Source organism: Streptomyces sp. NPDC029216, from assembly GCF_040648015.1.
GTDB lineage: Bacteria > Actinomycetota > Actinomycetes > Streptomycetales > Streptomycetaceae > Streptomyces.
This window is the reverse complement of sequence record NZ_JBEZWL010000040.1, coordinates 1-21,465: the sequence shown is the minus strand read 5'-3', so window position 1 is coordinate 21,465 and position 21,465 is coordinate 1. Positions and strand designations below refer to the sequence as shown.

Genomic DNA, 21,465 nt, shown 5'->3' with positions numbered 1-21,465 from the left:
TCACCCGGCGGCGCGCCGGCCTGTCGGGACCGCCCTCACCCGGCGGCGCGCCGCCCCCGCATGTCGGCCACGACACGGCCCACCGCCGCCCGGACCTCCTCCATCTCCTGGAGGAAGTGCCAGTAGTCGGGGTGGCGCCCCTCCAGCCCGGCGAGCGCCCGGTCCATCCGGGCCACCGCCTCGTCCAGCGGCCGCGCGTGCCGCGGATCGGGCACGCTGCGGCCCTCCATCGCCAGGCGCTGCGCGTCGCGGATCGCGAACCGGGTCCGCTGCACCTCCGCCTGCGGGTCCCGCGCCACCGCCTCCAGCCGCGACAGCCGGTCCTGCGCCGCCGACACCGCCTCGTCGGTGGCGTCCAGCCCCGCCCGTACCGCCTCCACCAGCGCCGTCACGTCCGCCCAGCGCTGTTCGTCGCGCGCCCGGCCGGCCTCCGCCAGGCGCTCCTCGGCCTGCGCGACATCGCGTACGGCCTGGTCGGGGACGTGCTGGAGGTCCTGCCAGCAGGCCGCGCTGAACCGCCGGCGCAGCTCGCTGAGCACCGGATCCACCCGGTCCGCCCGGTTGCGCAGCGCCTGCGCCCGGGTCCGCAGGCTCACCAGCCGCCGGTCGATCTCCGCCGCGCGCTCCGGCAGCCGCTCCGCCTCGGCGCGTATCGCCTCGGCGTCGCGCAGGATCCGGTCGGCCCGCTGCACGGTCTCCTGCACCCCGTGCTGCGCCGCACCCTGGTTCAGCTTCGTCAGCTCGGGGCCCAGCGCGGCCAGGCGCGCCGCCAGCTCGTCGGCCCGCATCCCCTTGGCCCGTACGGCGTCCAGTGCGTCGCTCGCGGCCAGCAGTGCCGCCTTCGCCCGCTCCCGCGCCGGCGCGACCCGCGCCAGCTGCGTCTCGGCCTTGTCCAGCAGCGGCCGCAGCCCCTGCGCGAACCGCTCCAGCTCCCCCTTGACCCCGTTGAGCTCGTCCCGGGCCCGGGTCAGCTGCTGCCTGGCCTGCGCGGCGACGGAGCCCTCCAGATCGACCCGGTCCAGGTCGTGGGCGTCGACGGCCTCGATGTAGGTGTGACTCACCTCGTCGATGCGCCGCCCGAGCGCGGCGAACTCCTCGGCGGCCCGTCGCGCGGCGGGCGACCCGTCGGCGGCGGCGATGGTCTCCATGGAGATCCGCAGGTCCCGCTGCGCCGTGTCCAGCTCGTAGAACGCGGCCGCGGCGGCATCCTTCGCCGCCTGCGCATCCGCCCGCCGACTCTCGTCCCGCCCCCCGAACCACCGCCGGGATGCCGTCGTCACAATCCCTCTCCCGTGCCGCGTCCGCCAAGCCCCGGTCCATTCTCCCCCACGGGAACGGGTTTGCGTGGGGGGTGCGCCCGCCATGTAGGCTGTCCACTCGTCCACGGGTGCGTAGCTCAGGGGTAGAGCGCTGCTCTTACAAAGCAGATGTCGGCGGTTCGAAACCGTCCGCGCCCACCGGTCAGAAGGCCCCCAACCGATTTCGGTTGGGGGCCTTCGGCGTTCGTGTGGGCGTCAACGCTCCGGTGAGGTAATGGCCCCTATGGTAGGTGGCAGGTTACATGTGGCTCAGTGCGTGCAGGGGGGAATCGTGGTCGAGGAGCGGCTCAGCGGTTGGGTGAAGCAGTGGGTCGACGGCTGGGTCGTGTCGCGTGGTGCGGCCGAGCCGGTCGGGGAAGCGTGGGGGTGGAGCGTCGCCGTGGGGGTGTCGAAGGAGGTCGCGCGGCACGTGGTGCCCGTGCCCGTGGAGGCCGACGTCCGCAGGCTGGCTGCCACCGCCCCGCCGGCGACCTGGCTCAAGCTCTTCGCCCCGGACGAGGTGGTGCGGCCCTGGGTGGGGGACGAGTGGGAGATGGACGTCGCCGGCTTCCTGATGACCCTGCCGCTCGGCCCGTCGCCGGCCGGGCCGCCGCCCGCCGGGTACAGCGTGACGTGCTGGAGCCGGGGCGGGGTGATCAAGGCCCTGGTCCGGGCCGGGGACGGGCGGCTCGCCGCGCGGGGGCAGATGGGTCTGGCCGGCCGCACCGCGGTGGCGGACCAGATCGAAACCGCCCCTGACCAGCGGCGGCGGGGCCTGGGTGCCCTGGTGATGCGCACGCTGCAGAACGCCGCGTGGGAGGCGGGGGCGCGGGACGGGGTGCTGGTGGGTACGCCTGACGGCAGGGCCCTGTACGAGGCCCTGGGCTGGACCCTCCGCGCCCCGATGGCCAGCCTGGCCCGCCGGGCGGACTGACGGCCCATGCCCTGGTCGTCGTGTCAAGTCCCGTGCTTCCGGGGCGTGACCGGGGGTGCCGGCATCGCGCTTACTTGAGGTCCGGTCGCACCCGAACGGCGGGGCGACGGGAACCGGAGAGAAGCCGCAGTCATGTCCCACTACGTACACACTCCCCGCCCCACCCCGGCCAAGCGGCGGATGTTCCGCTACACGATGGTCCTGACCTCGGCCGCCTTCATCACCGGAGGCATCGCTTCGATGGTGTCGCCGGCGTCGGCGACGACCGTGCCCCACGCGCCGCCAGCCGTCAAAACCGGCGCGCTGCCCTGTCCGCCGGGCCATGTGGCGTGACAGCCATGACGGCGACGCCCTGTGCGTGACGCCGGCGGAGCGGGACCGGGTCAAGGGGCAGGGGCGGCTGATCGACAACGGTCCGAACCTCATCGGCATACCGGGGAGGTGATCCCACATCTACGAGCCCCCCGGCCGTCGTGGCCGGGGGGCTTCGGGAGTGGGTGCCGCGGTCAGGCGTTGGGGCGCTTTCCGTGGTTGGCCTTCTTCTTCTTGCGGGCGCGCTTCTTGTTTCCTCGCTTGGCCATCGGGCGTCTCCTCGGTTCCCCTGTGAACGGACATTCCGGGCGTTCGTCAGTCTAGGATCCGGACCGGTTTCCCGCGCGGCGGGGCGGGGACCATCCCGCAGGGGTGATGGGTGTGCCCGGTGTCGGGGAGTGGGTCTGGCCCGTCGGGGCGCTCGGGCTGGGGGCCGGCTGGCTGGGGCTGACCGGGTGGCCGGGCCGGGACCGGTTCGAGCGGGAGCGGGACGCCGAGCGGCGGCGGCTGCTCGCCCAGCTGGGCGAGAGCGCGCCGGAGGAGGGCGATCCGCGGCTGGTGGACGCCTCGGCCGGGCGGGGGAGCGCGCCCGGGGGCCGGTACGACGAGTTCACGCCGATCCTCGTCGAGTACTACGCCTACGGGCTGACGCAGGCGCGCAGCAGCTTCGTCACCAGTCAGCGGTTCGCCGGCGTCGGCGCGGCCGTCCTGCTCTTCGGGATCGGGCTCGCCGTGTGGAAGGCCGAAAGCGCCGGGGACGCGTACGTCGGGGTGGTGACCAGCTCCGTCGGCCTGGTCGTCACCCTCGTCGGGCAGCTGTTCCACCGGCGGGCCGACACCGCCCTGCGGCACATGGCCGCCCAGACCGCTTCGCTGCGCGAGGACCGGCGGGCAGCCGAGAGCACCCGGCAGGCGATCGCCCTGCTGGAGGAGGTCGCCGACCCGGACCTGCGGGGGCGGCTGCAGGCCGGGCTGATCATGAGGCTTTCCGGGGCGGAGCTGCCGCCCGCGGGGCCATAGTGGAGGTATGTGCCGCTCCATTAAGACCCTGCGCCCGCCCGCCATCCCCGAGAAGGCCACCGAGGAGGAGATCCGCGCGGCCGCGCTCCAGTACGTACGGAAGGTCTCCGGGTTCCGGGCGCCGGCCGCGCACAACCGCGAGGTGTTCGACGCCGCCGTGGACGCCGTGGCCGAGGCGACGCGGCTGCTCCTGGACGGGGTGCACGTGCGCGGGCAGGCGGCCGCCGCGGTCTGAGGCCGGGGGCGCCGGTCAGCGGGCCTCCGCCGAGCGGCGGCGCAGCAGCCAGAGCCCGGCGCCGAGCGCGCCGGCCGCGAGGGTGCCGCCGAGGGCGATCTGGGTCCGGCTCATGGAGTCGACGCTGCCGCCGAGGCCGCCGCGGGCGGCGCCGGGGGAGACCTGGAGGGTGACGGTGGCCCGGCGGCCGCCGCCGCAGTCGAAGGTGACGGGGTACGAGCCGGGCGTGGCGTCGCTGAAGACGGTGGCCGTGCCGAAGAGGTTGCTGGCGCTGGCGCTGCCCGGGGCCAGGGAGACGTCGTTGAAGACGCGGGAGGACGCCCGGGCGGACCTGGTGCCGCAGCCGTCGACGTTCAGGCTGACGCGGCCACCCGGGGAGACGGTGCCGGGGGAGACGGTGGCGGAGGGGGAGGCGGCGCCGGCGGGCGCGGCGGAGGCGAGCGTGGCGGGTGCGGCGGCTGCGATGACCAGGGTCGCGGCCGCGACTCCGGTCAGGCGATGCCGGATGCGCGTGGGGGACATGGCGAGATCTCCTCGGGCTCCTCGAAACGGCGCGGCCAGGGCACGGATGTGACGCGGATTCGGTTGCGCGCCGTGTTCTGGACGCTAGAAGCCCGGGCGCGAGGCGGCGATCGCTGCCGGGTGAACGGGTGACCGACTGCCCCGCCCGGCCTAGTTGTGGGGGGCGTACGCGGAGCGGGAGCGGTGGCCGGGCGACGCCGGGGCCCGGCAGGGCCCGAAGAGACGGCCTAAGCCGCCGCCGGGGTCGTGGTCGGGCGGCGGAGGAGGAAGGCGGCCAGGGAGCCCGCCGTGAAGAGGGCGATCAGGGAGACCGCCGTGCCGAGCCAGGCCGTGCCCAGCCACTGGGTGCCGAAGTAGCCCAGCGCCACGCTGTAGGCCGCCCAGCTGATGCCCGCCAGGACCGACCAGGGCAGGAACTCCGCCACCTTGCGCCGCGTCTTGCCCGCGCCCAGCGAGACCACCGACCGGCCGGCCGGGGCGAAGCGGGCGAGCACCACCAGCGGGCCGCCGCCGCGGGCCAACGCCGTGCCCAGCCGTTCGTGGGCCCGGGTCAGCCGGCGGGAGCGGGCGATGACCCCGTCCAGGCGCGGTCCGCAGCTCCGGGCCAGCCGATAGGCCGCCATGTCACCCAGCACCGAGGAGGTGGCGGCGACCGTGAGGAGCACCGCGACGTCCGGCACCCGCGCGGACGCCCCCGGGACCGCGGCCGCTGCCGCCGCGGCACTGATCACCAGCACCCCGCTCGGCAGCACGGGCAGGAACACGTCGAGCAGGACCGACACCGACACCAGGACGTAGATCCACGGGCTCGCGGTCAGCGACCCCAGCGTCTCGATCACAGCGGGACTCCCCAGTCCGGAGCGCCGCGTGGTCGCGGGGGAGCGGCAGGGGCGGCTTGACAGCCATACAGCGTACGCCCGGCGCCCCCGCCCCGGAGCCCCGGCCTACTCCGCTCCGGTGAGCCGGCGGTCCAGCACCGTCACCAGGCGGGCGCCCGGCCCGGACGAACGGGCCTGGTCGAGCCGGAGCCGGGCGTCCCGGCCCGCCAGGGTCAGCGTCATCAGCTGGTTGCCGAACCAGGGGCCGCCCGTACGCCGCCAGCTCAGTGGCGGCCGTCCCGTCCGGCCGTGCCGGGAGAAGCCGCGCCCCAGCCACCGGCCGAGCCGCGACCAGCCCAGCCGGAACCCCCACTTCACCGCCGTGTGGATGGAGTTGTGCACCGGCGAACAGGTCAGCTGGAAGAGCCGCGCCGTGCTGGGTATGAGCGGCTCGGCCACGTACGCGTGGTGCACGTCCCCGGACAGGACGGCGACCGTGGCCGGAGCCTTCGGCCCCGTCCCGACCTCCTCGATCAGGTCGCTCAGCGCCGCGAACGACGCCGGGAACGCCGCCCAGTGCTCCAGATCGCTGCGCCGCCGCAGGTCCTCCCCGATCCGGGCCCACCGCTCCCCGCGCTCCCCGCGGCAGAGCGCGGCGTTCCACACCTCCGCGTCGTGGACGAGCGGCGGCATCAGCCACGGCAGCGAGGAACCGATCAGCAGGTGGTCGTAACCGCCGTGCCCCGACAGGGCGTTCTCCCGGAGCCAGCGCTGCTCCGCCGGGTCGAGCATGGCCCGCCCGTCCTCGGCCAGGACCCGCGCCGCCCGGGTGTCGACCATCAGCAGCCGTATCCGGCCGAAGTCCCGCCGGTAACTCCAGCGCACCGACGCCGGATCGGCGTCCGCCGCGGCCGCGAAGGCGCGCAGCGCGTCCGTGCCGTCCGGGGTGGCGCGGACGGCCGCGTACAGGGGGTCCGCGGCGAGTTCGGCGGGGGAGAGGTTGCCCAGGTGCTGGTAGACCCAGTACGACATCAGCCCGCTGAGGACCCGCTCCGGCCACCACGGGGTCGCGCGCATCTGCGCCTGCCAGGCGGCGCTGGTGTTCCAGTCGTCTATGACGTCGTGGTCGTCGAAGATGTGCAGGCTCGGGACCGTGGACAGCAGCCAGCGGATCTCCGGGTCGGTCCAGGACTCGTCGTAGAGGCGGGTGTACTCCTCGTAGTCCGCGACCTGGGCGCCCGGGGCCTCGCGCAGGTCCCGGCGGGCCGCCAGCCACCGCCGGGTCTCCTTCGAGAGCTGGTCGGCGTAGACCTGGTCGCCGAGCAGCAGCAGGACGTCCGGCCGGACCTCCGAGGGCTCGGCGGCCAGCCGCGCCGCGAGGGTGTCGAGGGCGTCGGCGCCGTGCGGCCCGCGCCGGCCGGCGGGCGGTGCCGCCTGCCGGCACGAGCCGAAGGTGACCCGGAGCCCGGGCGCACCGCGGCCGGGGCCGCCGCCCACCGCGGGCGTGGCGATCGTGCTGGGCGGGAAGCGGCCGCCGGGGTCGGGCCAGACGGCGAGGCCGTCGAGCAGCACTTCGTAGGCCGTGTCGGTGCCGGGCGTCAGGCCGGTGACCGGTACCAGCGCGTAGTGGTGGCCGGCGATCTGGAAGGTGCGGGCGCTGCCGCCGGACCCGTCGGCGCACCGCACCTCGGCCGTGCGCGGGCGGTCCGCCTCGACCCATATCGTGGCGGAGCCGCCCGTGTCCCAGTCGACGTAGCGCAGCAGCGGTCCAAGTCGCAGTCCGGCCATCCGACTCCCCCTCCTCGACAGCCCTTTCGATCACGGTACGGGGCGTGCCGGGGGCCTGGCCTCCCCCTGGCGGGGGATAGCGGGGGTGAAAATCCGGGGGAGGGGCGGAGTCAGCAGCCGTTGAGGAGGTTCACCAGGGCGGTCTTCTCCCCGGAGTCCATGCTCAGGCCCCAATACTGCTTCACCTGGACCCACGAGCGGGCGTAGGTGCAGCGGTACGCGGTGCGCGGGGGCAGCCACTTGCCGGGGTCGAGGTCGCCCTTGGCCTGGTTCACGTTGTCGGTGACGGCTATGAGCTGGGGGCGGGTGAGGTCGTTGGCGAACTGCTGGCGCTTGGAGGTCGTCCAGGTGTTGGCGCCCGAACGCCAGGCCTCGGCGAGCGGGACCATGTGGTCGATGTCGACGTCCGAGGCGGCGGTCCAGGTGGCGCCGTCGTACTCGGAGTACCAACTGCCGCTCACGGCGGCGCAGTAGGAGTCGGTGACGACGTTCACGCCGTCGCGCTTGAGGACCGTCTCGCGGGTGTTGCAGGTGCCGGAGACGGTGCTCCAGTGCGGGAACTGGGAGCGGCTGTAGCCGGTGAGGGAGCCCTCGGCCGCCGGCGTGACCGTGGCGAGGTAGGCGCGGGCCTCGGCGGCGCTGATCGGGGTGGGCGGGGAGGCCAGGGCGGCGGGGGCGTTCACGAGGGAGGTGAGGGCGGCGAGTGCGACGGCGGACGCGAGGACGCCGGCGCGTCCGGCGCGGCGGATGCGACGCGCGTAGACGGAGGGCGTGCGGAAGGGGGTGAGGGCCATGAGGGGGCTCCCTGGAGCGGGGGGTGGTAGGCCGTTCGGCCCCGGCGGGGCGCGGCCATGCTGGCGGCGCCGGATGTCGCGGGGATGGGCGCCAGGTGACAGATTGCCGACATGGGCACGTCACATCAAGAAAATCAACGCCCCCTATTCAAGGGGAAGTTGAGATTCCGGGCGCTGCATCGGGACGGGGTGGGGTCAAGCTCACATTCCGGGCGGCCCGGCTCCGCGGCCGGGGTCGCGTACCCTGGACGGAGCAGAAGGGGAGTAGCTCTTCGCCGGACCGTCGACATACTGCTGGGTCACCCAGCCGGCGCCCGGAGGCGGACCGCGTCAGCGGACCGCCAGCGAGACCTTCGGCCGCAGTGTCCTGTCCAAGTGACGCGACGCGCGCGACGCAGCATGCGCACACCGCATGCGCGTGACGTGCGGCGTGTCGACGCAACCAGGGTGCCGCCGAGCCGAAGCGACCCCTGAAACACCCCAGGTCTCTCGGTCCCGATGGCGTCCTGCCCGACCGATCGAGGTTTCACCCCGTGTTCAGCTTCACCGTGGCGGCGATCGCCTTCGGCGTCGTCTTCCTCGCCGAACTCCCCGACAAGACGGCCCTGGCCGGTCTGATGCTCGGCACCCGCTACCGCGCCTCCTACGTCTTCGCGGGCGTGGCCGCCGCCTTCGCCGTGCACGTCGCGCTCGCCATCGCCGCGGGCAGCGTGCTCACCCTCCTGCCGCACCGGCTCGTCCAGGCCGTCGTGGGCCTGCTCTTCCTCGCGGGCGCGGCCATGCTGCTGCTGAAGAAGGGCGACGGGGAGGAGGAGGTCAGGCCGCCCGCCGACCAGTCCTTCTGGAAGGTCTCCGGGGCGGGCTTCATGCTGATCCTGGTGGCCGAGTTCGGCGACCTCACCCAGATCATGACCGCCAACCTCGCGGCGCGGTACGACGACCCGCTCGCCGTCGGCCTCGGTGCGGTGCTGGCGCTCTGGACGGTGGCGGGCATCGGCATCCTGGGCGGGCGCACCCTCATGAAGTACGTGCCGCTGCGGCTCATCACCAAGGTCGCGGCGTGCGTCATGGCGGCGCTGGCCGGGTTCTCCCTGTACGAGGCGATCACGGGCTGACGCCGGTCGCGCCCTCCGTGCCCCGGCGCGGCTACCGCGCCGGGGTGAGGGCGAGGCGGATCGAGCCGTCCTCGCCGGCCTCGACGCGGACCGAGGTGAGGTCGTCGACGTGGGCCGTGGGGCCGTGGGCCGCGGCGCGGGGGCCTATGCCGATCACGCGCATGCCGGCCGCCAGGCCCGCCGCGATACCGGCCGCGGAGTCCTCGAAGACCACGCAGTCGGACGGGTCCACACCCAGCTCGGCGGCGCCCTTGAGGAAGCCCTCCGGGTCGGGCTTGCTGGCCCCGACGGACTCGGCGGTGATCCGCACGTCGGGCATGGGCAGGGCCGCGGCCGTCATGCGGACCCCGGCCAGGGCGGCGTCGGCCGAGGTGACCAGGGCGTGCGGCAGGCGGGCGATCGCCGCCATGAACTCCGGAGCGCCCGCGACCGGGACCACCCCGTCGGTGTCAGCGGTCTCGCGGGCCAGCATCTCGGCGTTCTCGGCGTGGTTGAGCTCCATCGGGCGCTCGGGCAGCAGGATGGCCATCGTGGCGTAGCCCTGGCGGCCGTGGACCACCTTGAGGGCCTCCCGCGGGTCCAGCCCGTGCGACAGAGCCCACGCGCGCCAGCAGCGCTCGACCACCGCGTCGGAGTTGACGAGGGTGCCGTCCATGTCCAGGAGCAAGGCCCTGGCGGTGAGGACGACCTGGGCGGAGGCGGTGCTGGCCGGCATCGGCGGGGCTCCAGACGGGGCGGGAGAAGAGAACAAGTGGTTCCGTCCACCGGTCAGGGAGTGAGGACGGAACCACTTTGTTCCTACACGATACAAAACCCGGGCGGTGCGCGCCACCGGCTGCGGCGTGACCTATCCCTCCAGGGCGCGCCGGGTCGCCGGACCGTAGACCCCCCAGGGGTCCTCGTAGACCCCGTACTCCACCTGGAAGTCCTCCACGGCCCGCTCCACGGCGCGGCCGTACCTGCCGTCGAACCGGCCGTCGTACAGGCCCTGGTCCGACAGCAGCCGCTGGAGCTTGAGCACCTCGGGCCCCGAGTCGCCGGGACGCAGGGTCGCGGGCTTGGCGGGCGGCGGCGGGGCGACGGGCTTGGTGGTCTTGGGCGCGCTCGCGGACGCGCTCGGCGACGGCGCCGCCGAGGTACGGGACGCGCTCGGGGACGCGGACGGCGACGCCGAGCGGGACGCACTCGCCGACGCGGACGGCGAGGCCGACGAGGAGGCGCTCTCCGAGGGGCCGGCCGGGGTCTGCGACGGGTCGGCCGGTGCCTCGCCGGCGACGGGCACCGAAGGCCCGGGGTCGGCGAGGGCGGTGCCGTCCTTCCCGGAGCCCGTGAACAGGCCCAGCGCCAGCGCCACCACCCCGGCGACCACGACCGCACCGGCCCCGGCCAGCAGGGGAACCGTGCGCCGCCGCTTCGGCCGCCCGGCTGCGGCCCGGGACCCCCGCGGGGGCACGGCCCGCAGCCGCATCGTCCGATCGTGCTCGGCCGTCCCGGGTATCTCGGCCGCCCGGGTGTGCGCGTCCGGCGGGGCCACCGCGACGGGCGGGATCACGGCCGTCGGCCCATCGGCGCCCCCGGCCCCCGCGCCGGTCCACTCGACCGGGCCGGCCTGGACGGGGATCATGGCGGTCGGCGCCTCGTGGCTCCCGGCCCCCGCACCCGACCAGGCCTCCGGCCCGGGTCCGCCGTCGGCCGCGCCGGGGGGTGCCGGAGGAACCGGCGCGCCCGGGGCCGCCGGGACGGGCGGCAGGACGGTCGTCGCGGCCTCCTCGCCCAGCGGGCCCGCGGAACCCGCCTCGGGCGCGAGCGTCGGGAAGGGCGTGCCGTCGGAGGCGCCGGGCTGCGCCAGCGCGCCCAGGACCGGCTGGGGTGACGGCTGGGCCGGGACGGTCCCGGAGGCGTCGGGCATCCCCATGTACGGGCGGATGCGCAGCGGGTTGAACCCCACGCCCCGCGCGCACGCGCAGTCGACGCCCGTGGCTCCGCATTCCGGACAGCGCTCAGCGCTCACTGGTAACCCCTCCCCTGGACACTGCCAGCGATTATGCAGACCCCTTCGGCCCCACCCAACCCTTCCGAGAGGCCATAACCGGACAGACCGCTCAGGATGGAGATGTTGTTCCGGCGTGAGGAGGAGTCGATGGCTCAGGATGTGACCGCGTCGCCCGCGAGCCCCGCCCAGGGCGCCGAGCACGCTTCGCGCGAGGTGCTCGTCTCGATCGGAGCCCTGCTGCTGGGCCTGCTGATCGCCGCACTCGACCAGACCATCGTCTCCACCGCCCTCCCCACGATCGTGAGCGAACTGGGCGGCATGGAACACCTGTCCTGGGTGGTCACCGCCTACATGCTGGCCTCCACCGCGGCCACCCCCCTGTGGGGCAAGCTCGGCGACCAGTACGGCCGCAAGAAGCTCTTCCAGTACGCCATCGTCATCTTCCTCATCGGCTCCGCCCTCTGCGGCCTCGCCCAGGACATGCCCCAGCTGATCGGCTTCCGCGCCCTCCAGGGCCTGGGCGGCGGCGGCCTGATGGTGCTGTCGATGGCGATCGTCGGCGACATCGTCCCGCCACGCGAACGCGGCAAGTACCAGGGCCTCTTCGGCGCCGTCTTCGGCGCGACGAGCGTGCTCGGCCCCCTGCTGGGCGGTCTGTTCGTGGACCACCTCTCCTGGCGCTGGGTCTTCTACATCAACCTCCCCATCGGTCTCGTCGCCCTCGTCGTCATCGCCGCCGCCCTGCGGATCCCGGCCCGCCCCTCCCGGCACACCATCGACTACCTCGGCACCGTCCTGATCGCGGGCGTCGCCACCTGCCTCGTCCTCGTCGCCTCCCTCGGCGGCAGCTGGGGCTGGGGCTCCGCCCGGATCGTGGGCCTCGCCGTCCTCGGCGCCGTCCTCCTCGTCGCCTTCCTGTTCGTCGAACGGCGGGCCGCCGAACCCGTCCTGCCGCTGAAGCTGTTCCGGATCCGCACCTTCACGCTCTGCTCGGTGATCAGCTTCATCGTCGGCTTCGCCATGTTCGGCGCGATGGTCTACCTGCCGACCTTCCTCCAGGTCGTACGCGGTGTCTCACCCACCATGTCCGGCGTCCACATGCTGCCGATGGTGCTCGGCCTGCTGATCGCCTCCACCACCTCCGGGCAGATCGTCAGCCGCACCGGGCGCTGGAAGGTCTTCCCCGTCACCGGAACCGCCGTCACCGCCGTCGGACTGGTGCTCCTGCACCAGCTGGAGCGCACCAGCTCCGACCTGGTGATGAGCGTCTACTTCTTCGTCTTCGGCGCCGGTCTCGGCCTGGTCATGCAGGTGCTCGTCCTGGTGGTGCAGAACGCAGTCAGCTACGCCGACCTCGGAGTCGCCACCTCCGGTGCCACCTTCTTCCGTTCCATCGGCGCCTCCTTCGGCGTCGCCGTCTTCGGCACGATCTTCACCAGCCGGCTGGGCGAGAAGCTCACCGCCACCCTCGCCGGCGTCCCCCTGCCGCCCGCGGCCGCCCCCGCGCGGATCGAGGCGGACCCCCGGGCCATCGGCGCGCTGCCGCCCGCACTGCGGCCCCGGGTGCTGGACGCCTACTCCAGCGCCATCACCGACGTGTTCCTCTACGCGGTGCCCGTGGTCCTGCTCGCGTTCCTGATCTCCTGGTTCCTGAAGGAGGACAAGCTGCGCGCGTCCGTCACCGCGCCCGATGTGACGGAGACCCTCGCCTCCAACCCCGTCCAGCGCTCCTCCCGCGACGAGGTCGCCCGCGCCCTGTCCGTCCTCGGCACCCGGGAGGGCCGCGCCCACGTCTACGAGAAGATCACCGCGCGGGCGGGCTTCGACCTGCTGCCCGCCGCCAGCTGGATGCTGCTGCGGATCAAGAGGTACGGCTCGGTCGACCCGGCGGTGCTCGCCGAACGCACGGCCGTCCCCCTCAGGGTCGTCACGGACGCCGCCCGCCAGGTCGAGGAGCGCGGGCTCGCCACCCGGCAGGGGCTCTCGCTGGTCCTGACCGACCGGGGCCGCGAGTCCGCGGACCGGCTGGCCGAGGCGCGGCAGGACTCCCTCGCCGAACTCCTCGGCGACTGGTGGGGCCCCGAGCGCCCCACCGACCTCGTCAAGCTCGTCGAGGAACTCAACCGGGAGCTGTGCGGATCCGACGCCGAGGAGCCCTACGACACCCTCCCGCGCCGGGACCACGCCGCGCCCTGACCCCCGCCCCGGACCGCCCCGGACCAGGCCCAACCGGGGCTCAGACCAGCGGCTTCTCGAACCAGTGCTGGGCGTACTGGCCGGAGTTGTACGCCGGTATCTCCCGGTACCCGTGACGCGCGTACAGGGCGCGGGCCTCCACCAGGTCGGTCCGCGTGTCCAGCCGCATCCGCCCGGCGCCCAGAGCGCGGGCCTCCTCCTCCAGTACGGCGAGCAGCGCGGCCCCGCCGCCCGTGCCGCGCGCGCTCCGGTCGACGTAGATCCTCGTGAGCTCGGCGGTGTCGGGGTCGAGGAGCCGTATGCCGCCGCAGGCCAGGGGCCGCCCGTCGAGCCGGCCGACCACGAACCGGCCCGTCGGCGGTTCGAGCCCGTCGGCCGGGTCGTCCAGCATCCCCTGGTCGATCTCGGCCTCGGTGACCTCCCGTTCCCAGTACCGCCCGGCGACCTCCGCGTAGTACGCGCGCCGCAGGGCGGTGGCGTCCGCGGTCGTGAACGGCTCCGCGGTGACGGCCCAGCCGCGGACCCCGCCGATGCCCGTCGTCGTGCTCGAAGTGCCCGTCATGGTGATCGAATTCCTGTCCATGCCGCCATTGTGGAGACCCGCCCCAGCCTCCCGCGTGGAATATCCACAAGCACGGGCTGATGATGAGGAAAGGCGTTAATCACACGAATATCCCACGAACGAAGGGTGGACGGTCATGTCGGAGCATCCGGACTGTGCCCTGATCCGCCGCGCCTACGAGGCCTTCGGCAAGGGCGACATGGAGACCCTGGGCACCCTGATGACGGCCGACGTCATCCACCACGTGCCCGGCACCAGCCCCCTCTCCGGGCACCACAAGGGGCGGGAAGCCTGCCTCGACCTCTACCGCCGCCTGGGAGAGGAGACCAACGGCACCTTCCAGGTCCGCCTGGAGCGGGTCCTGGCCGACGGCCGGGGCCACGCGATGTCCTTCCACACCGCCATGGGCGACCGCGGCGACCGCGGCATCGAGATCCACGAAGGGCTCTTCTTCACCATCGTCGGCGGCAAGATCACCGACATCGACCAGTGCACCCAGGACATCGACGAGAGCGACGCCTTCTGGAGCTGAGAGCCCGGCCGACGCCCGGCACACACGCACGGAAGGGCCCGCGGACGCACACGCCCCGGGCCCTTCCGGCGGACGGCTCACGCCTTCTTCGGCGCCGCCTGCTGCACGACCTCGAACGACCACACCTGCGACCCGGACGCCGCCGGCTTCGGCCGGTCCCCGCCGCCCTGGTGCGCCGCCTTCATCGGACCCTCCATCCACGCCTGGAAGTCCTCCTCCGAACGCCACCGCGTGTACACGAGGTACTGGTCGGTGCCCTCGATCGGCCGCAGCAGCTCGAACCACTCGAAGCCGTCCGAGCCCTCCACGGCGCCCGCCCGCGAGGCGAAACGCTGCTCCAGCACCTCCCGCTGCTCGTCGGGAACCGTCAGTGCGTTGATCTTCACGATGCTCATGCCCGCCATCCTAGGGATCCCGCGGGGGATATCGTCGTCCCGGTAGTGATCCCCAGTGAGGACGGCGAGGCGTGGCTGACGCGGTGGAGCACGGAGGTCCCGACGGACATGCCGGGTTCATAGGCGGTAGCGGCAGACTCGGGGCGGCGCGCCTCCTGCTGTGGGCGCTCGCGGCGGTCCTCACCGTCAGACAGGCCGCCGCCGTGCTGCGCGTGCCCCCGGGCGAGTGGCTCGGCGACCTCCACCTCTCGGCGAGCACCGCGGCCCCCGGCACCCTCTACGACACCGGGCAGTTCACCGGCACCCCCTTCGCCGGCCTGGTCCTCAAACCCCTGGCCGGCCTCGGCGCGCCCTCCTCCCTGGAGGTGGCCTGGACCTGCGCGACCCTGCTCCTCGTCGCCGCCGTCGGGGTGGTCGCCGCGCGCGGCCTGCCCGACCCCGTGCCGCGCCGCACCGCGCTGCTCGCGGCGCCCGTGCTGGTCGCGCTGATGATGGTCTCCCTGCCGGTCCGCGCGGCCGCCTTCCCGGGCCAGACCGCCGTACTGCCCGTGCTGCTGGTGCTGCTCGCCGTCTTCCGGGTGCCCGGCGAACGCCCCGCCGGACTCCTCGTCGGACTGGCCGCCGCCCTCCAGCCCGCCCTGCTGCTCTTCGCCCCGCTGCTGTGGCTCACCGGCCGGCGCCCCACCGCCCGCGCCGCCGCCGCGGCCTTCGCCGGAGCCACCGCGCTGGCCGCGGCCGCCCTGCCGCGCGACTCGTGGACGTACTGGATCCACCACCTCGCCGGCACCGGCCTCGGCGGCTCCCCCGACGGCCTCGCCAACCAGTCCGTCCACGGCGCCCTGCTGCGCTTCGGCCTCAGCGGCCCCGCCGAGATCCTCCTCTACGCCGCCCTCGCCGCCGCGATCACCTGGGCCGCCCTGCGCCGCGCCGCCCGCTACGCCCGCGACGGCCAGCTGCTGCTCGCCGTCGCCCTCACCGGCTGCGCGGCCGTCGCCGTGTCCCCGACCGGCTGGCGCCACCAGTTGCTGTGGGTGCTGCTCGCCGTGGCCGGAAAGGTGGGGAAGCGGGCCGCCGACCGGCGCGTGTGGCCGGTGGCCGTGGTGCTGGCCATCACCCTGCCCAGCGCCGTCCTGCTGCCCAACATGGCCGCACTGGCCCCCGTGCGGGACAACGTGCCGCTCCTCGCCGCGGTGGCGGCGGCCTGCGCCGTGCCGTTCCTGCCGCGCTCCTCCCCGTACTGGCGCGAGCCCGTCCCCACCGTCTACGGGCGGCCCGCCGCCGCCCGCTGGGCCCGGGTGCCGCTGCTGCCGTTCTGGCGGCGCGTGCTGTCGCGGCCCAACCTGCTGCTGGAACTCCTGCTGATACGGGTCGGCTACTCCCTCTACTCGCACATCCGCGCCGCCGCCCCCGCCAGCCGCCCCCTCGCCGAGGACAACGGCAGCCGGATCCTCGGCATCGAGCAGGCCCTCGGCATCGACATCGAGCACGCAGTGAACCGCGCGGTGGTCGACGCGCCCTGGCTGGAGGCGTTCTTCAACTTCTACTACTCCTCCTTCCACTTCGTGGTGCCCCTGGCCATCCTGGCGGTCCTCTACTGGCGCCGGCCCGGCGACTACCGCTGGGCGCGGGCCTCGCTGGGCCTGGCGACCGTCATCGCGCTGGCCGGGTTCTGGCTGTTCCCGCTCGCGCCGCCGCGCCTCATGCCCGGCCTCGGCTTCGTCGACACCGTGCACGGGGCGCAGGACCTGGCGAACCCCTCGTACGGGGCGATGACCGCGATCTCCAACCAGTACGCGGCGATGCCCTCGCTGCACTTCGGCTGGTCGCTGTGGTGCGGGATCGTCGTCGTGGTGCTGGCGCCGAAGGGCTGGCAGAAGCTGCTGGGCGCGCTGCACCCGCTGATCACGGTGTGCGCGATCGTGGCCACCGCCAACCACTGGGTCCTGGACGCCGTGGGCGGCGCCGTCGTCGTCACGGCGGGCTTCGGACTGGTCCACGTGCTGTCGGGGCCGCGCGGCCTGAGGGTGAGCCTGCCCGCGCAGCGCCGGACCGCGGGGGAGCCCGACCGGATGGCCGCCGCGCAACGGTAGGGGGTGTCCGGGGATCAGGAGGCGGCCGGGGGGATGTTCGGGTTGAGGCGGAAGAGGTTGCCGGGGTCGTAGCGGCGCTTCAGCTCCCGCAGGCGCCGGTACTTCGCCTCGCCGTAGGCCTGCGCGACCCGGTCCTCGCCCTCCTCCATCAGGAAGTTGGAGTAGACCCCGGTCTGGTAGGGGGCCAGCGCCGACCACAGGCCGCGCGCCCACTCCCGTTCCGCCTCGAACCCCTCGGGGCCCTCCGTCGTCCCGTTGATGTTGAACGTGTGCCCGGCGGACCGCCCGCCGAAGGCCGTCTCGTCCTCCCCGACCCGCCGGATCGCCCCGCCCAGCTGGAAGATCGGGAAGGCGGTCAGCGGCGACACGATGCGGGCCGCGTGCTCGGCGGTGCGGTCGATGACCTCGTCGTCCAGCCGGTCCACGTCACAGGACTTGAAGTAGTACCAGCGCCCGCGCGGGAAGGACGGGTCGAACATCGCCTGGTGCGCGGTGAACGGCTTGGGCGCGCACAGGTCCAGCAGGGGAGGCGGGCCGGCCTCCCGCAGCGGTCGCAGCACCTCCTCGCCGTCCTCGACCGGTCCGGCGTAGCAGCACACGACCATCACGACCGGCCTGCCGTGCAGTTCGGACGGGATGAACGGCACGGGCGGCACCTTGCGGTGCACGACCGCGGTGGTCAGCTCGTCCGGGACGTCGGTGATCCAGTCGCGGTACAGGCGCAGCAGCCGCGCCGACTCCTCCATCGGCCACAGGACCGGGCCCGCGAGCACCACCGGGCCGACCGGGTTGAGCCGGAACTCGAACTCCGTGACGATCCCGAAGTTCCCGCCCCCGCCGCGGATCCCCCAGAAGAGGTCCGCGTTCCGGTCGGCGTCCGCCTTCAGGAACGACCCGTCGGCGGTGACCACGTCCACCGACAGCAACTGGTCGACCGTCAGCCCGTACTTGCGCATCAGCCAGCCGATCCCGCCGCCGAGGGTCAGCCCGGCCAGCCCGGTGTGCGTGACGATCCCGGCCGGCACGGCCAGCCCGAACACCTGGGTCTCCCGGTCCAGTTCGCCGAGCAGCACCCCGGCCTGGGCCCGGACGGTACGGGCCTCGGGGTCCACCCGGATGCCCCGCAGGGCGGAGAGGTCGATGACGATCCCGTCGTCGCACACCGAGTGCCCGGGGAAGCTGTGGCCGCCGGAGCGCACGGCCAGGGGCAGCCCCTCACCGGCCGCGAACCGTACGGCGTCCATGACGTCCGCCACGCCCGCGCAGCAGGCGACGAGGGCGGGGTGCCGGTCCACCGAGCCGTTCCAGACCCGCCGGTCCTCGTCGTACGTGGGGTCCCCGGGCCGCACGAGCCGTCCCCGGAAGGAAGGGCCGAGCGCGCCCACAACCGTGGCCATGGCCCCAGTCTGGCACCGGTCCCGGGTGCCCGCACGCCCGTACGAACCGGCCCGCCTCAGCCCCGCCCGCGGCCCGCCGCCTCAGCCCCCGCCCGCGGCCCGCCGCCGCAGCGCGCGCAGCGGGCCGGGGCTCTCGTACCCCACCCGGCGGGCGACCGCCGTCAGGGGCAGGCCGGAGGTGCGCAGCAGGTGCTCGGCCCCGTCCAGGCGGACACCCCCACGCTGCGCTGCGAGGGCGCCGCCCTGCACGTGGGCCGCACCACCGCCACCGCCGAGGACCGGATCACCGGCACCCACGACGGCCGGCTCCACGCCCACGCCACGACGACCTGCGCGGTCCTGCGCCTGGGCTGACGCGATCTGCGCGGCCCCCCGCCCGGCCTGACGGGCCCGCAGGCCGAAGGGGCGCCGGGGCACGACGGCCCCGGCGCCCCTTCGGTGGATCGCCGCGTCCTGTAAGGATCGGCCCCCGCGCGGCATCTCGCCACTCGGGCGGGGTCCGCGCGGGCCGTTCCAGCGGACGGCAGGGGCCGGGGCGTGGGAGGTGACGGCCCCTGCCGTCCTGGTCCACGGGTCAACAGGCGCTGACCCGAAGCTCCTTGATGCCGTTGAGCCAGGCCGCCCGCAGCCGCCGTGGCCCGGCGCCCTCGGGTGCGAGCCGCAGACCGGGCAGCGTGTCGGCCAGGGCGTTGAAGATCAGGTCGATCTCCATGACGGCCAGGGACTTGCCGAGGCAGAAGTGCGGGCCCCCGCCGCCGAAGCCGAGGTGCGGGTTCGGGTCGCGGGTGATGTCGAAGGCGTCCGGGTCCTCGAAGACCTCGGGGTCGTGGTTGGCGGATGAGTAGAACATCCCCACCCGGTCGCCCGCCTTGATCTTCTGCCCGCCCAGCTCGGTGTCCCGGGTGGCGGTGCGCTGGAAGGAGACCACGGGCGTGGCCCAGCGCACGATCTCCTCCGCGGCCGTGGACGGCCGGGTCGCCTTGTACAGCTCCCACTGGTCGGGGTGGGTGAGGAAGGCGTGCATGCCGTGGCTGATGGCGTTGCGCGTGGTCTCGTTGCCCGCGACCGCCAGCAGCAGCACGAAGAAGCCGAACTCGTCGGAGCGCAGGTTGCCCTCGCCCTCCGCGGCCACCAGCTGCGTGACGATGTCCTTGGCCGGGCACTCCTTGCGCTCGGCGGCCAGGTTCATCGCGTAACCGATGAGCTCCACGGCCGCGTTGGCGCCGACCTCCTCCGTGATCGCGTACTCCGGATCGTCGTACGCGACCATCTTGTTCGACCAGTCGAAGATCTTGGCCCGGTCCCGCTGCGGTACGCCGATCAGCTCGGCGATGGCCTGGAGCGGGAGTTCGCAGGCCACCTGCGTGACGAAGTCGAAGCTGCCGTCCCCCGACGCCGCCCGCGCCTCCTCGACGATCTTCCGCGCCCGGTCGCGCAGGGCATGCTCCAGACCGCGGATGGCGCGCGGGGTGAAGCCGCGCTGCACGATCTGCCGGACGCGGGTGTGCTCCGGCGGGTCCATGTTCAGCATGATCAGGCGCTGGGCCTCGATCTGCTCGCGCCGGACGTGCTCGTTGAAGCGGATGATCGCCGTGTTGGTGGTGGAGGAGAACAGCTCCGGGTGCGTGGAGACGTACTTGACGTCCGCGTGCCGGGTGACGGCCCAGTAGCCCTCGTCGTCGAACCCGGTGACGCCGCGCGGCTGCGCGCACCACCACACGGGAGCGGTCTGCCGAAGCCGCGCGAACTCCGGGAGCGGGACCCGTTCCCGGAGGAGGTCGGGGTCGGTGGCGTCGAAGCCTTCGGGCAGCGCGGGACAGGACATCGGGCGACTCCAAGGTCTGACGAAGGTCTGACGGCCCATCAGAAGTTGGCTCGAAGGTAGTAACGAGTTCTACAAGTGACAAGGGCACCCGCGTCAACTGTTGCGTGTGGAATCCGTGGAGGGGGCGTGCAAGACCCTTGCGTGGCAGGGGTTCGGGTCATAAGACTGCGGTGGAGAACTAGAACGCGTACTAGTTCGAGCGCTGCGGCCGCCGGGACGGCCCGCCGCGCCGGCGCTGTGCAGAGTGTGCAGGAGAGGACGAGCTCATGGCCGCGGAACCCGTCATCGTCGAAGCCGTACGCACGCCCATCGGGAAACGCGGAGGCGCCCTGGCCAACCTCCATCCCGCCTACCTGCTCGGCGAGACCTACCGCGAACTCCTCGCCCGTACCGGAATCCAGCCCGACTGCGTCGAGCAGATCGTCGGCGGCACCGTCACCCACGCCGGCGAGCAGTCCATGAACCCCGCCCGCAACGCCTGGCTCGCCATGGGCCTGCCGTACGAGACCGCCGCGACCACCGTGGACTGCCAGTGCGGCAGCTCCCAGCAGGCCAACCACATGGTGGCCAACATGGTCTCCGGCGGGGTCATCGACATCGGCATCGCCTGCGGCGTCGAAGCCATGAGCCGCGTCCCCCTCGGGTCCGGCTCCAAGCACGGCCCCGGCAAGCCCTTCCCGGACGAGTGGAACGTCGACCTCCCCAACCAGTTCGAGGCGGCCGAGCGGATCGCCCGCCACCGCGGCCTCACCCGCGAGGACGTCGACCGCCTCGGCGTGCTCTCGCAGGAGCGGGCCGCCACCGCCTGGGCCGAGGAGCGCTTCAAGCGCGAGACCTTCGCCGTCCAGGTACCGACGACGGAGGAGGAGCAGGCCGCCGGCCAGGGCATGTGGCGGCTGGTCGACCGGGACGAGGGCCTGCGCGACACCAGCATGGAGGGGCTGGCGCGGCTGAAGCCGGTCATGCCGACGGCCGTGCACACCGCCGGGAACTCCTCCCAGATATCCGACGGCGCCGCCGCCGTGATGTGGGCCTCGCGCAAGATGGCCCGCGCCCTCAAGCTCAGGCCGCGCGCCCGCATCGTCGCCCAGGCCCTGGTCGGCGCCGACCCGCACTACCACCTGGACGGTCCCATCGACGCGACGCGGGCCGTGCTGGGCAAGGCCGGCATGTCCCTCAAGGACATCGACCTCGTCGAGATCAACGAGGCCTTCGCGTCCGTCGTCCTCAGCTGGGCCCAGGTCTTCGGACAGGACCTGGAGAAGGTCAACGTCAACGGAGGCGCCATCGCCCTCGGCCACCCCGTCGGCGCCACCGGGGCCCGCCTGATCACCACCGCGCTGCACGAGCTGGAGCGGCGCGACAAGGAGTTCGCGCTGATCACCATGTGCGCCGGGGGCGCGCTGGCGACCGGCACGATCATCCAGCGCCTCTGAGCACACCGCGTGCCGTGGCGCCCACCGAACCCGTGGGATGGGATGCGAAGGCCCCGGTGGCCGGACCTGGGGAGGCCGGCCACCGGGGCCCTCGTATGTCTGCTACCTCACCGGTGGTTTAGTACCAGTGGTTGGCCTGCCAGAAGTTCCAGGCGCCGACCGGGCTGCCGTAGCGCTCGTTCATGTAGTCCAGGCCCCACTTG

Annotated in this window: 21 protein-coding genes, 1 tRNA gene and 1 pseudogene; 11 read left to right on the top strand and 12 right to left on the bottom strand. The window is 73.7% G+C overall.

Annotated features, from left to right (window positions below):
- Nucleotides 1–35: 35 nt before the first annotated feature.
- Complete coding sequence (locus AB0F18_RS17010) at nucleotides 36–1,364, bottom strand: hypothetical protein (RefSeq protein ID WP_362060869.1); 1,329 nt, start codon at nucleotides 1,362–1,364, stop codon at nucleotides 36–38.
- 21 nt (nucleotides 1,365–1,385) lie between these two features.
- On the opposite strand from AB0F18_RS17010, the gene AB0F18_RS17005 reads away from it, so the two are divergent.
- The 5 genes from AB0F18_RS17005 (at nucleotide 1,386) to AB0F18_RS16985 (ending at nucleotide 3,799) form a co-directional block, all read left to right on the top strand.
- Nucleotides 1,386–1,457: transfer RNA gene (locus AB0F18_RS17005), tRNA-Val, on the top strand.
- Between the two features lie 118 nt (nucleotides 1,458–1,575).
- Entirely contained in the window at nucleotides 1,576–2,232 is a 657-nt protein-coding gene (locus tag AB0F18_RS17000) for a GNAT family N-acetyltransferase (RefSeq protein WP_362060783.1), read from the top strand.
- 132 nt (nucleotides 2,233–2,364) lie between these two features.
- Entirely contained in the window at nucleotides 2,365–2,565 is a 201-nt protein-coding gene (locus AB0F18_RS16995; RefSeq protein WP_362060780.1) for a hypothetical protein, read from the top strand.
- Nucleotides 2,566–2,925: 360 nt separating this feature from the next.
- Nucleotides 2,926–3,564: a hypothetical protein gene (locus AB0F18_RS16990; protein WP_362060777.1), complete on the top strand. Its 639-nt coding sequence runs from the start codon at nucleotides 2,926–2,928 to the stop codon at nucleotides 3,562–3,564.
- 7 nt (nucleotides 3,565–3,571) lie between these two features.
- Entirely contained in the window at nucleotides 3,572–3,799 is a 228-nt protein-coding gene (locus AB0F18_RS16985; protein WP_362060774.1) for a DUF2277 domain-containing protein, read from the top strand.
- A 15-nt stretch (nucleotides 3,800–3,814) separates the two neighbouring features.
- Here the strand turns inward: AB0F18_RS16985 and AB0F18_RS16980 are convergent, their stop codons facing one another.
- From AB0F18_RS16980 to AB0F18_RS16965, 4 genes are all read right to left on the bottom strand, one after another.
- Nucleotides 3,815–4,321: a hypothetical protein gene (locus tag AB0F18_RS16980; RefSeq protein WP_362060772.1), complete on the bottom strand. Its 507-nt coding sequence runs from the start codon at nucleotides 4,319–4,321 to the stop codon at nucleotides 3,815–3,817.
- 227 nt (nucleotides 4,322–4,548) lie between these two features.
- On the bottom strand, nucleotides 4,549–5,160 hold the full coding sequence (locus AB0F18_RS16975) for a VTT domain-containing protein (protein WP_362060769.1): 612 nt from the start codon (nucleotides 5,158–5,160) through the stop codon (nucleotides 4,549–4,551).
- A gap of 105 nt (nucleotides 5,161–5,265) precedes the next feature.
- Nucleotides 5,266–6,927 (bottom strand): alkaline phosphatase D family protein, encoded by a 1,662-nt coding sequence (locus tag AB0F18_RS16970; protein ID WP_362060766.1) that lies wholly within the window; start codon nucleotides 6,925–6,927, stop codon nucleotides 5,266–5,268.
- A 110-nt stretch (nucleotides 6,928–7,037) separates the two neighbouring features.
- Nucleotides 7,038–7,721 (bottom strand): HNH endonuclease family protein, encoded by a 684-nt coding sequence (locus AB0F18_RS16965; RefSeq protein ID WP_362060763.1) that lies wholly within the window; start codon nucleotides 7,719–7,721, stop codon nucleotides 7,038–7,040.
- Between the two features lie 533 nt (nucleotides 7,722–8,254).
- On the opposite strand from AB0F18_RS16965, the gene AB0F18_RS16960 reads away from it, so the two are divergent.
- On the top strand, nucleotides 8,255–8,836 hold the full coding sequence (locus AB0F18_RS16960) for a TMEM165/GDT1 family protein (RefSeq protein WP_362060760.1): 582 nt from the start codon (nucleotides 8,255–8,257) through the stop codon (nucleotides 8,834–8,836).
- Nucleotides 8,837–8,867: 31 nt separating this feature from the next.
- Here the strand turns inward: AB0F18_RS16960 and AB0F18_RS16955 are convergent, their stop codons facing one another.
- A complete protein-coding gene (locus AB0F18_RS16955; RefSeq protein WP_362060757.1) occupies nucleotides 8,868–9,551 on the bottom strand; it encodes an HAD-IA family hydrolase in 684 nt (227 codons plus the stop codon).
- Between the two features lie 132 nt (nucleotides 9,552–9,683).
- Nucleotides 9,684–10,847 carry a peptidoglycan-binding domain-containing protein gene (locus tag AB0F18_RS16950; RefSeq protein ID WP_362060754.1) on the bottom strand — a complete coding sequence of 388 codons (1,164 nt, stop codon included), beginning with the start codon at nucleotides 10,845–10,847 and terminating at the stop codon, nucleotides 9,684–9,686.
- A gap of 129 nt (nucleotides 10,848–10,976) precedes the next feature.
- Here AB0F18_RS16950 and AB0F18_RS16945 point away from each other — a divergent pair, with 129 nt between their 5' ends.
- Nucleotides 10,977–13,025, top strand: coding sequence for an MFS transporter (locus AB0F18_RS16945; RefSeq protein ID WP_362060751.1), 2,049 nt, complete (start codon nucleotides 10,977–10,979; stop codon nucleotides 13,023–13,025).
- A 40-nt stretch (nucleotides 13,026–13,065) separates the two neighbouring features.
- Here the strand turns inward: AB0F18_RS16945 and AB0F18_RS16940 are convergent, their stop codons facing one another.
- Nucleotides 13,066–13,587 carry a GNAT family N-acetyltransferase gene (locus tag AB0F18_RS16940; protein WP_362060866.1) on the bottom strand — a complete coding sequence of 174 codons (522 nt, stop codon included), beginning with the start codon at nucleotides 13,585–13,587 and terminating at the stop codon, nucleotides 13,066–13,068.
- Nucleotides 13,588–13,723: 136 nt separating this feature from the next.
- Between AB0F18_RS16940 and AB0F18_RS16935 the strand changes: the two genes are divergently transcribed.
- Nucleotides 13,724–14,119: a nuclear transport factor 2 family protein gene (locus AB0F18_RS16935; protein ID WP_362060748.1), complete on the top strand. Its 396-nt coding sequence runs from the start codon at nucleotides 13,724–13,726 to the stop codon at nucleotides 14,117–14,119.
- Between the two features lie 77 nt (nucleotides 14,120–14,196).
- Here AB0F18_RS16935 and AB0F18_RS16930 read toward each other — a convergent pair whose 3' ends face one another.
- On the bottom strand, nucleotides 14,197–14,514 hold the full coding sequence (locus tag AB0F18_RS16930) for an antibiotic biosynthesis monooxygenase (RefSeq protein ID WP_362060745.1): 318 nt from the start codon (nucleotides 14,512–14,514) through the stop codon (nucleotides 14,197–14,199).
- Nucleotides 14,515–14,585: 71 nt separating this feature from the next.
- Here AB0F18_RS16930 and AB0F18_RS16925 point away from each other — a divergent pair, with 71 nt between their 5' ends.
- Nucleotides 14,586–16,604 (top strand): phosphatase PAP2 family protein, encoded by a 2,019-nt coding sequence (locus AB0F18_RS16925; protein WP_362060742.1) that lies wholly within the window; start codon nucleotides 14,586–14,588, stop codon nucleotides 16,602–16,604.
- Nucleotides 16,605–16,618: 14 nt separating this feature from the next.
- Here AB0F18_RS16925 and AB0F18_RS16920 read toward each other — a convergent pair whose 3' ends face one another.
- Nucleotides 16,619–18,001 carry an FAD-binding oxidoreductase gene (locus AB0F18_RS16920; protein ID WP_362060739.1) on the bottom strand — a complete coding sequence of 461 codons (1,383 nt, stop codon included), beginning with the start codon at nucleotides 17,999–18,001 and terminating at the stop codon, nucleotides 16,619–16,621.
- 189 nt (nucleotides 18,002–18,190) lie between these two features.
- Here AB0F18_RS16920 and AB0F18_RS16915 point away from each other — a divergent pair, with 189 nt between their 5' ends.
- On the top strand, nucleotides 18,191–18,355 hold the full coding sequence (locus AB0F18_RS16915; RefSeq protein WP_362060736.1) for a hypothetical protein: 165 nt from the start codon (nucleotides 18,191–18,193) through the stop codon (nucleotides 18,353–18,355).
- Nucleotides 18,356–18,575: 220 nt separating this feature from the next.
- Here the strand turns inward: AB0F18_RS16915 and AB0F18_RS16910 are convergent, their stop codons facing one another.
- The gene (locus tag AB0F18_RS16910; RefSeq protein WP_362060733.1) at nucleotides 18,576–19,826 is read right to left on the bottom strand and encodes a cytochrome P450; all 1,251 of its coding nucleotides are present in this window, start codon (nucleotides 19,824–19,826) and stop codon (nucleotides 18,576–18,578) included.
- A 266-nt stretch (nucleotides 19,827–20,092) separates the two neighbouring features.
- On the opposite strand from AB0F18_RS16910, the gene AB0F18_RS16905 reads away from it, so the two are divergent.
- Nucleotides 20,093–21,262: a steroid 3-ketoacyl-CoA thiolase gene (locus AB0F18_RS16905; protein ID WP_362060730.1), complete on the top strand. Its 1,170-nt coding sequence runs from the start codon at nucleotides 20,093–20,095 to the stop codon at nucleotides 21,260–21,262.
- 118 nt (nucleotides 21,263–21,380) lie between these two features.
- Here the strand turns inward: AB0F18_RS16905 and AB0F18_RS16900 are convergent.
- Nucleotides 21,381–21,465, bottom strand: a pseudogene (locus tag AB0F18_RS16900) (lytic transglycosylase domain-containing protein); the annotation flags it as partial.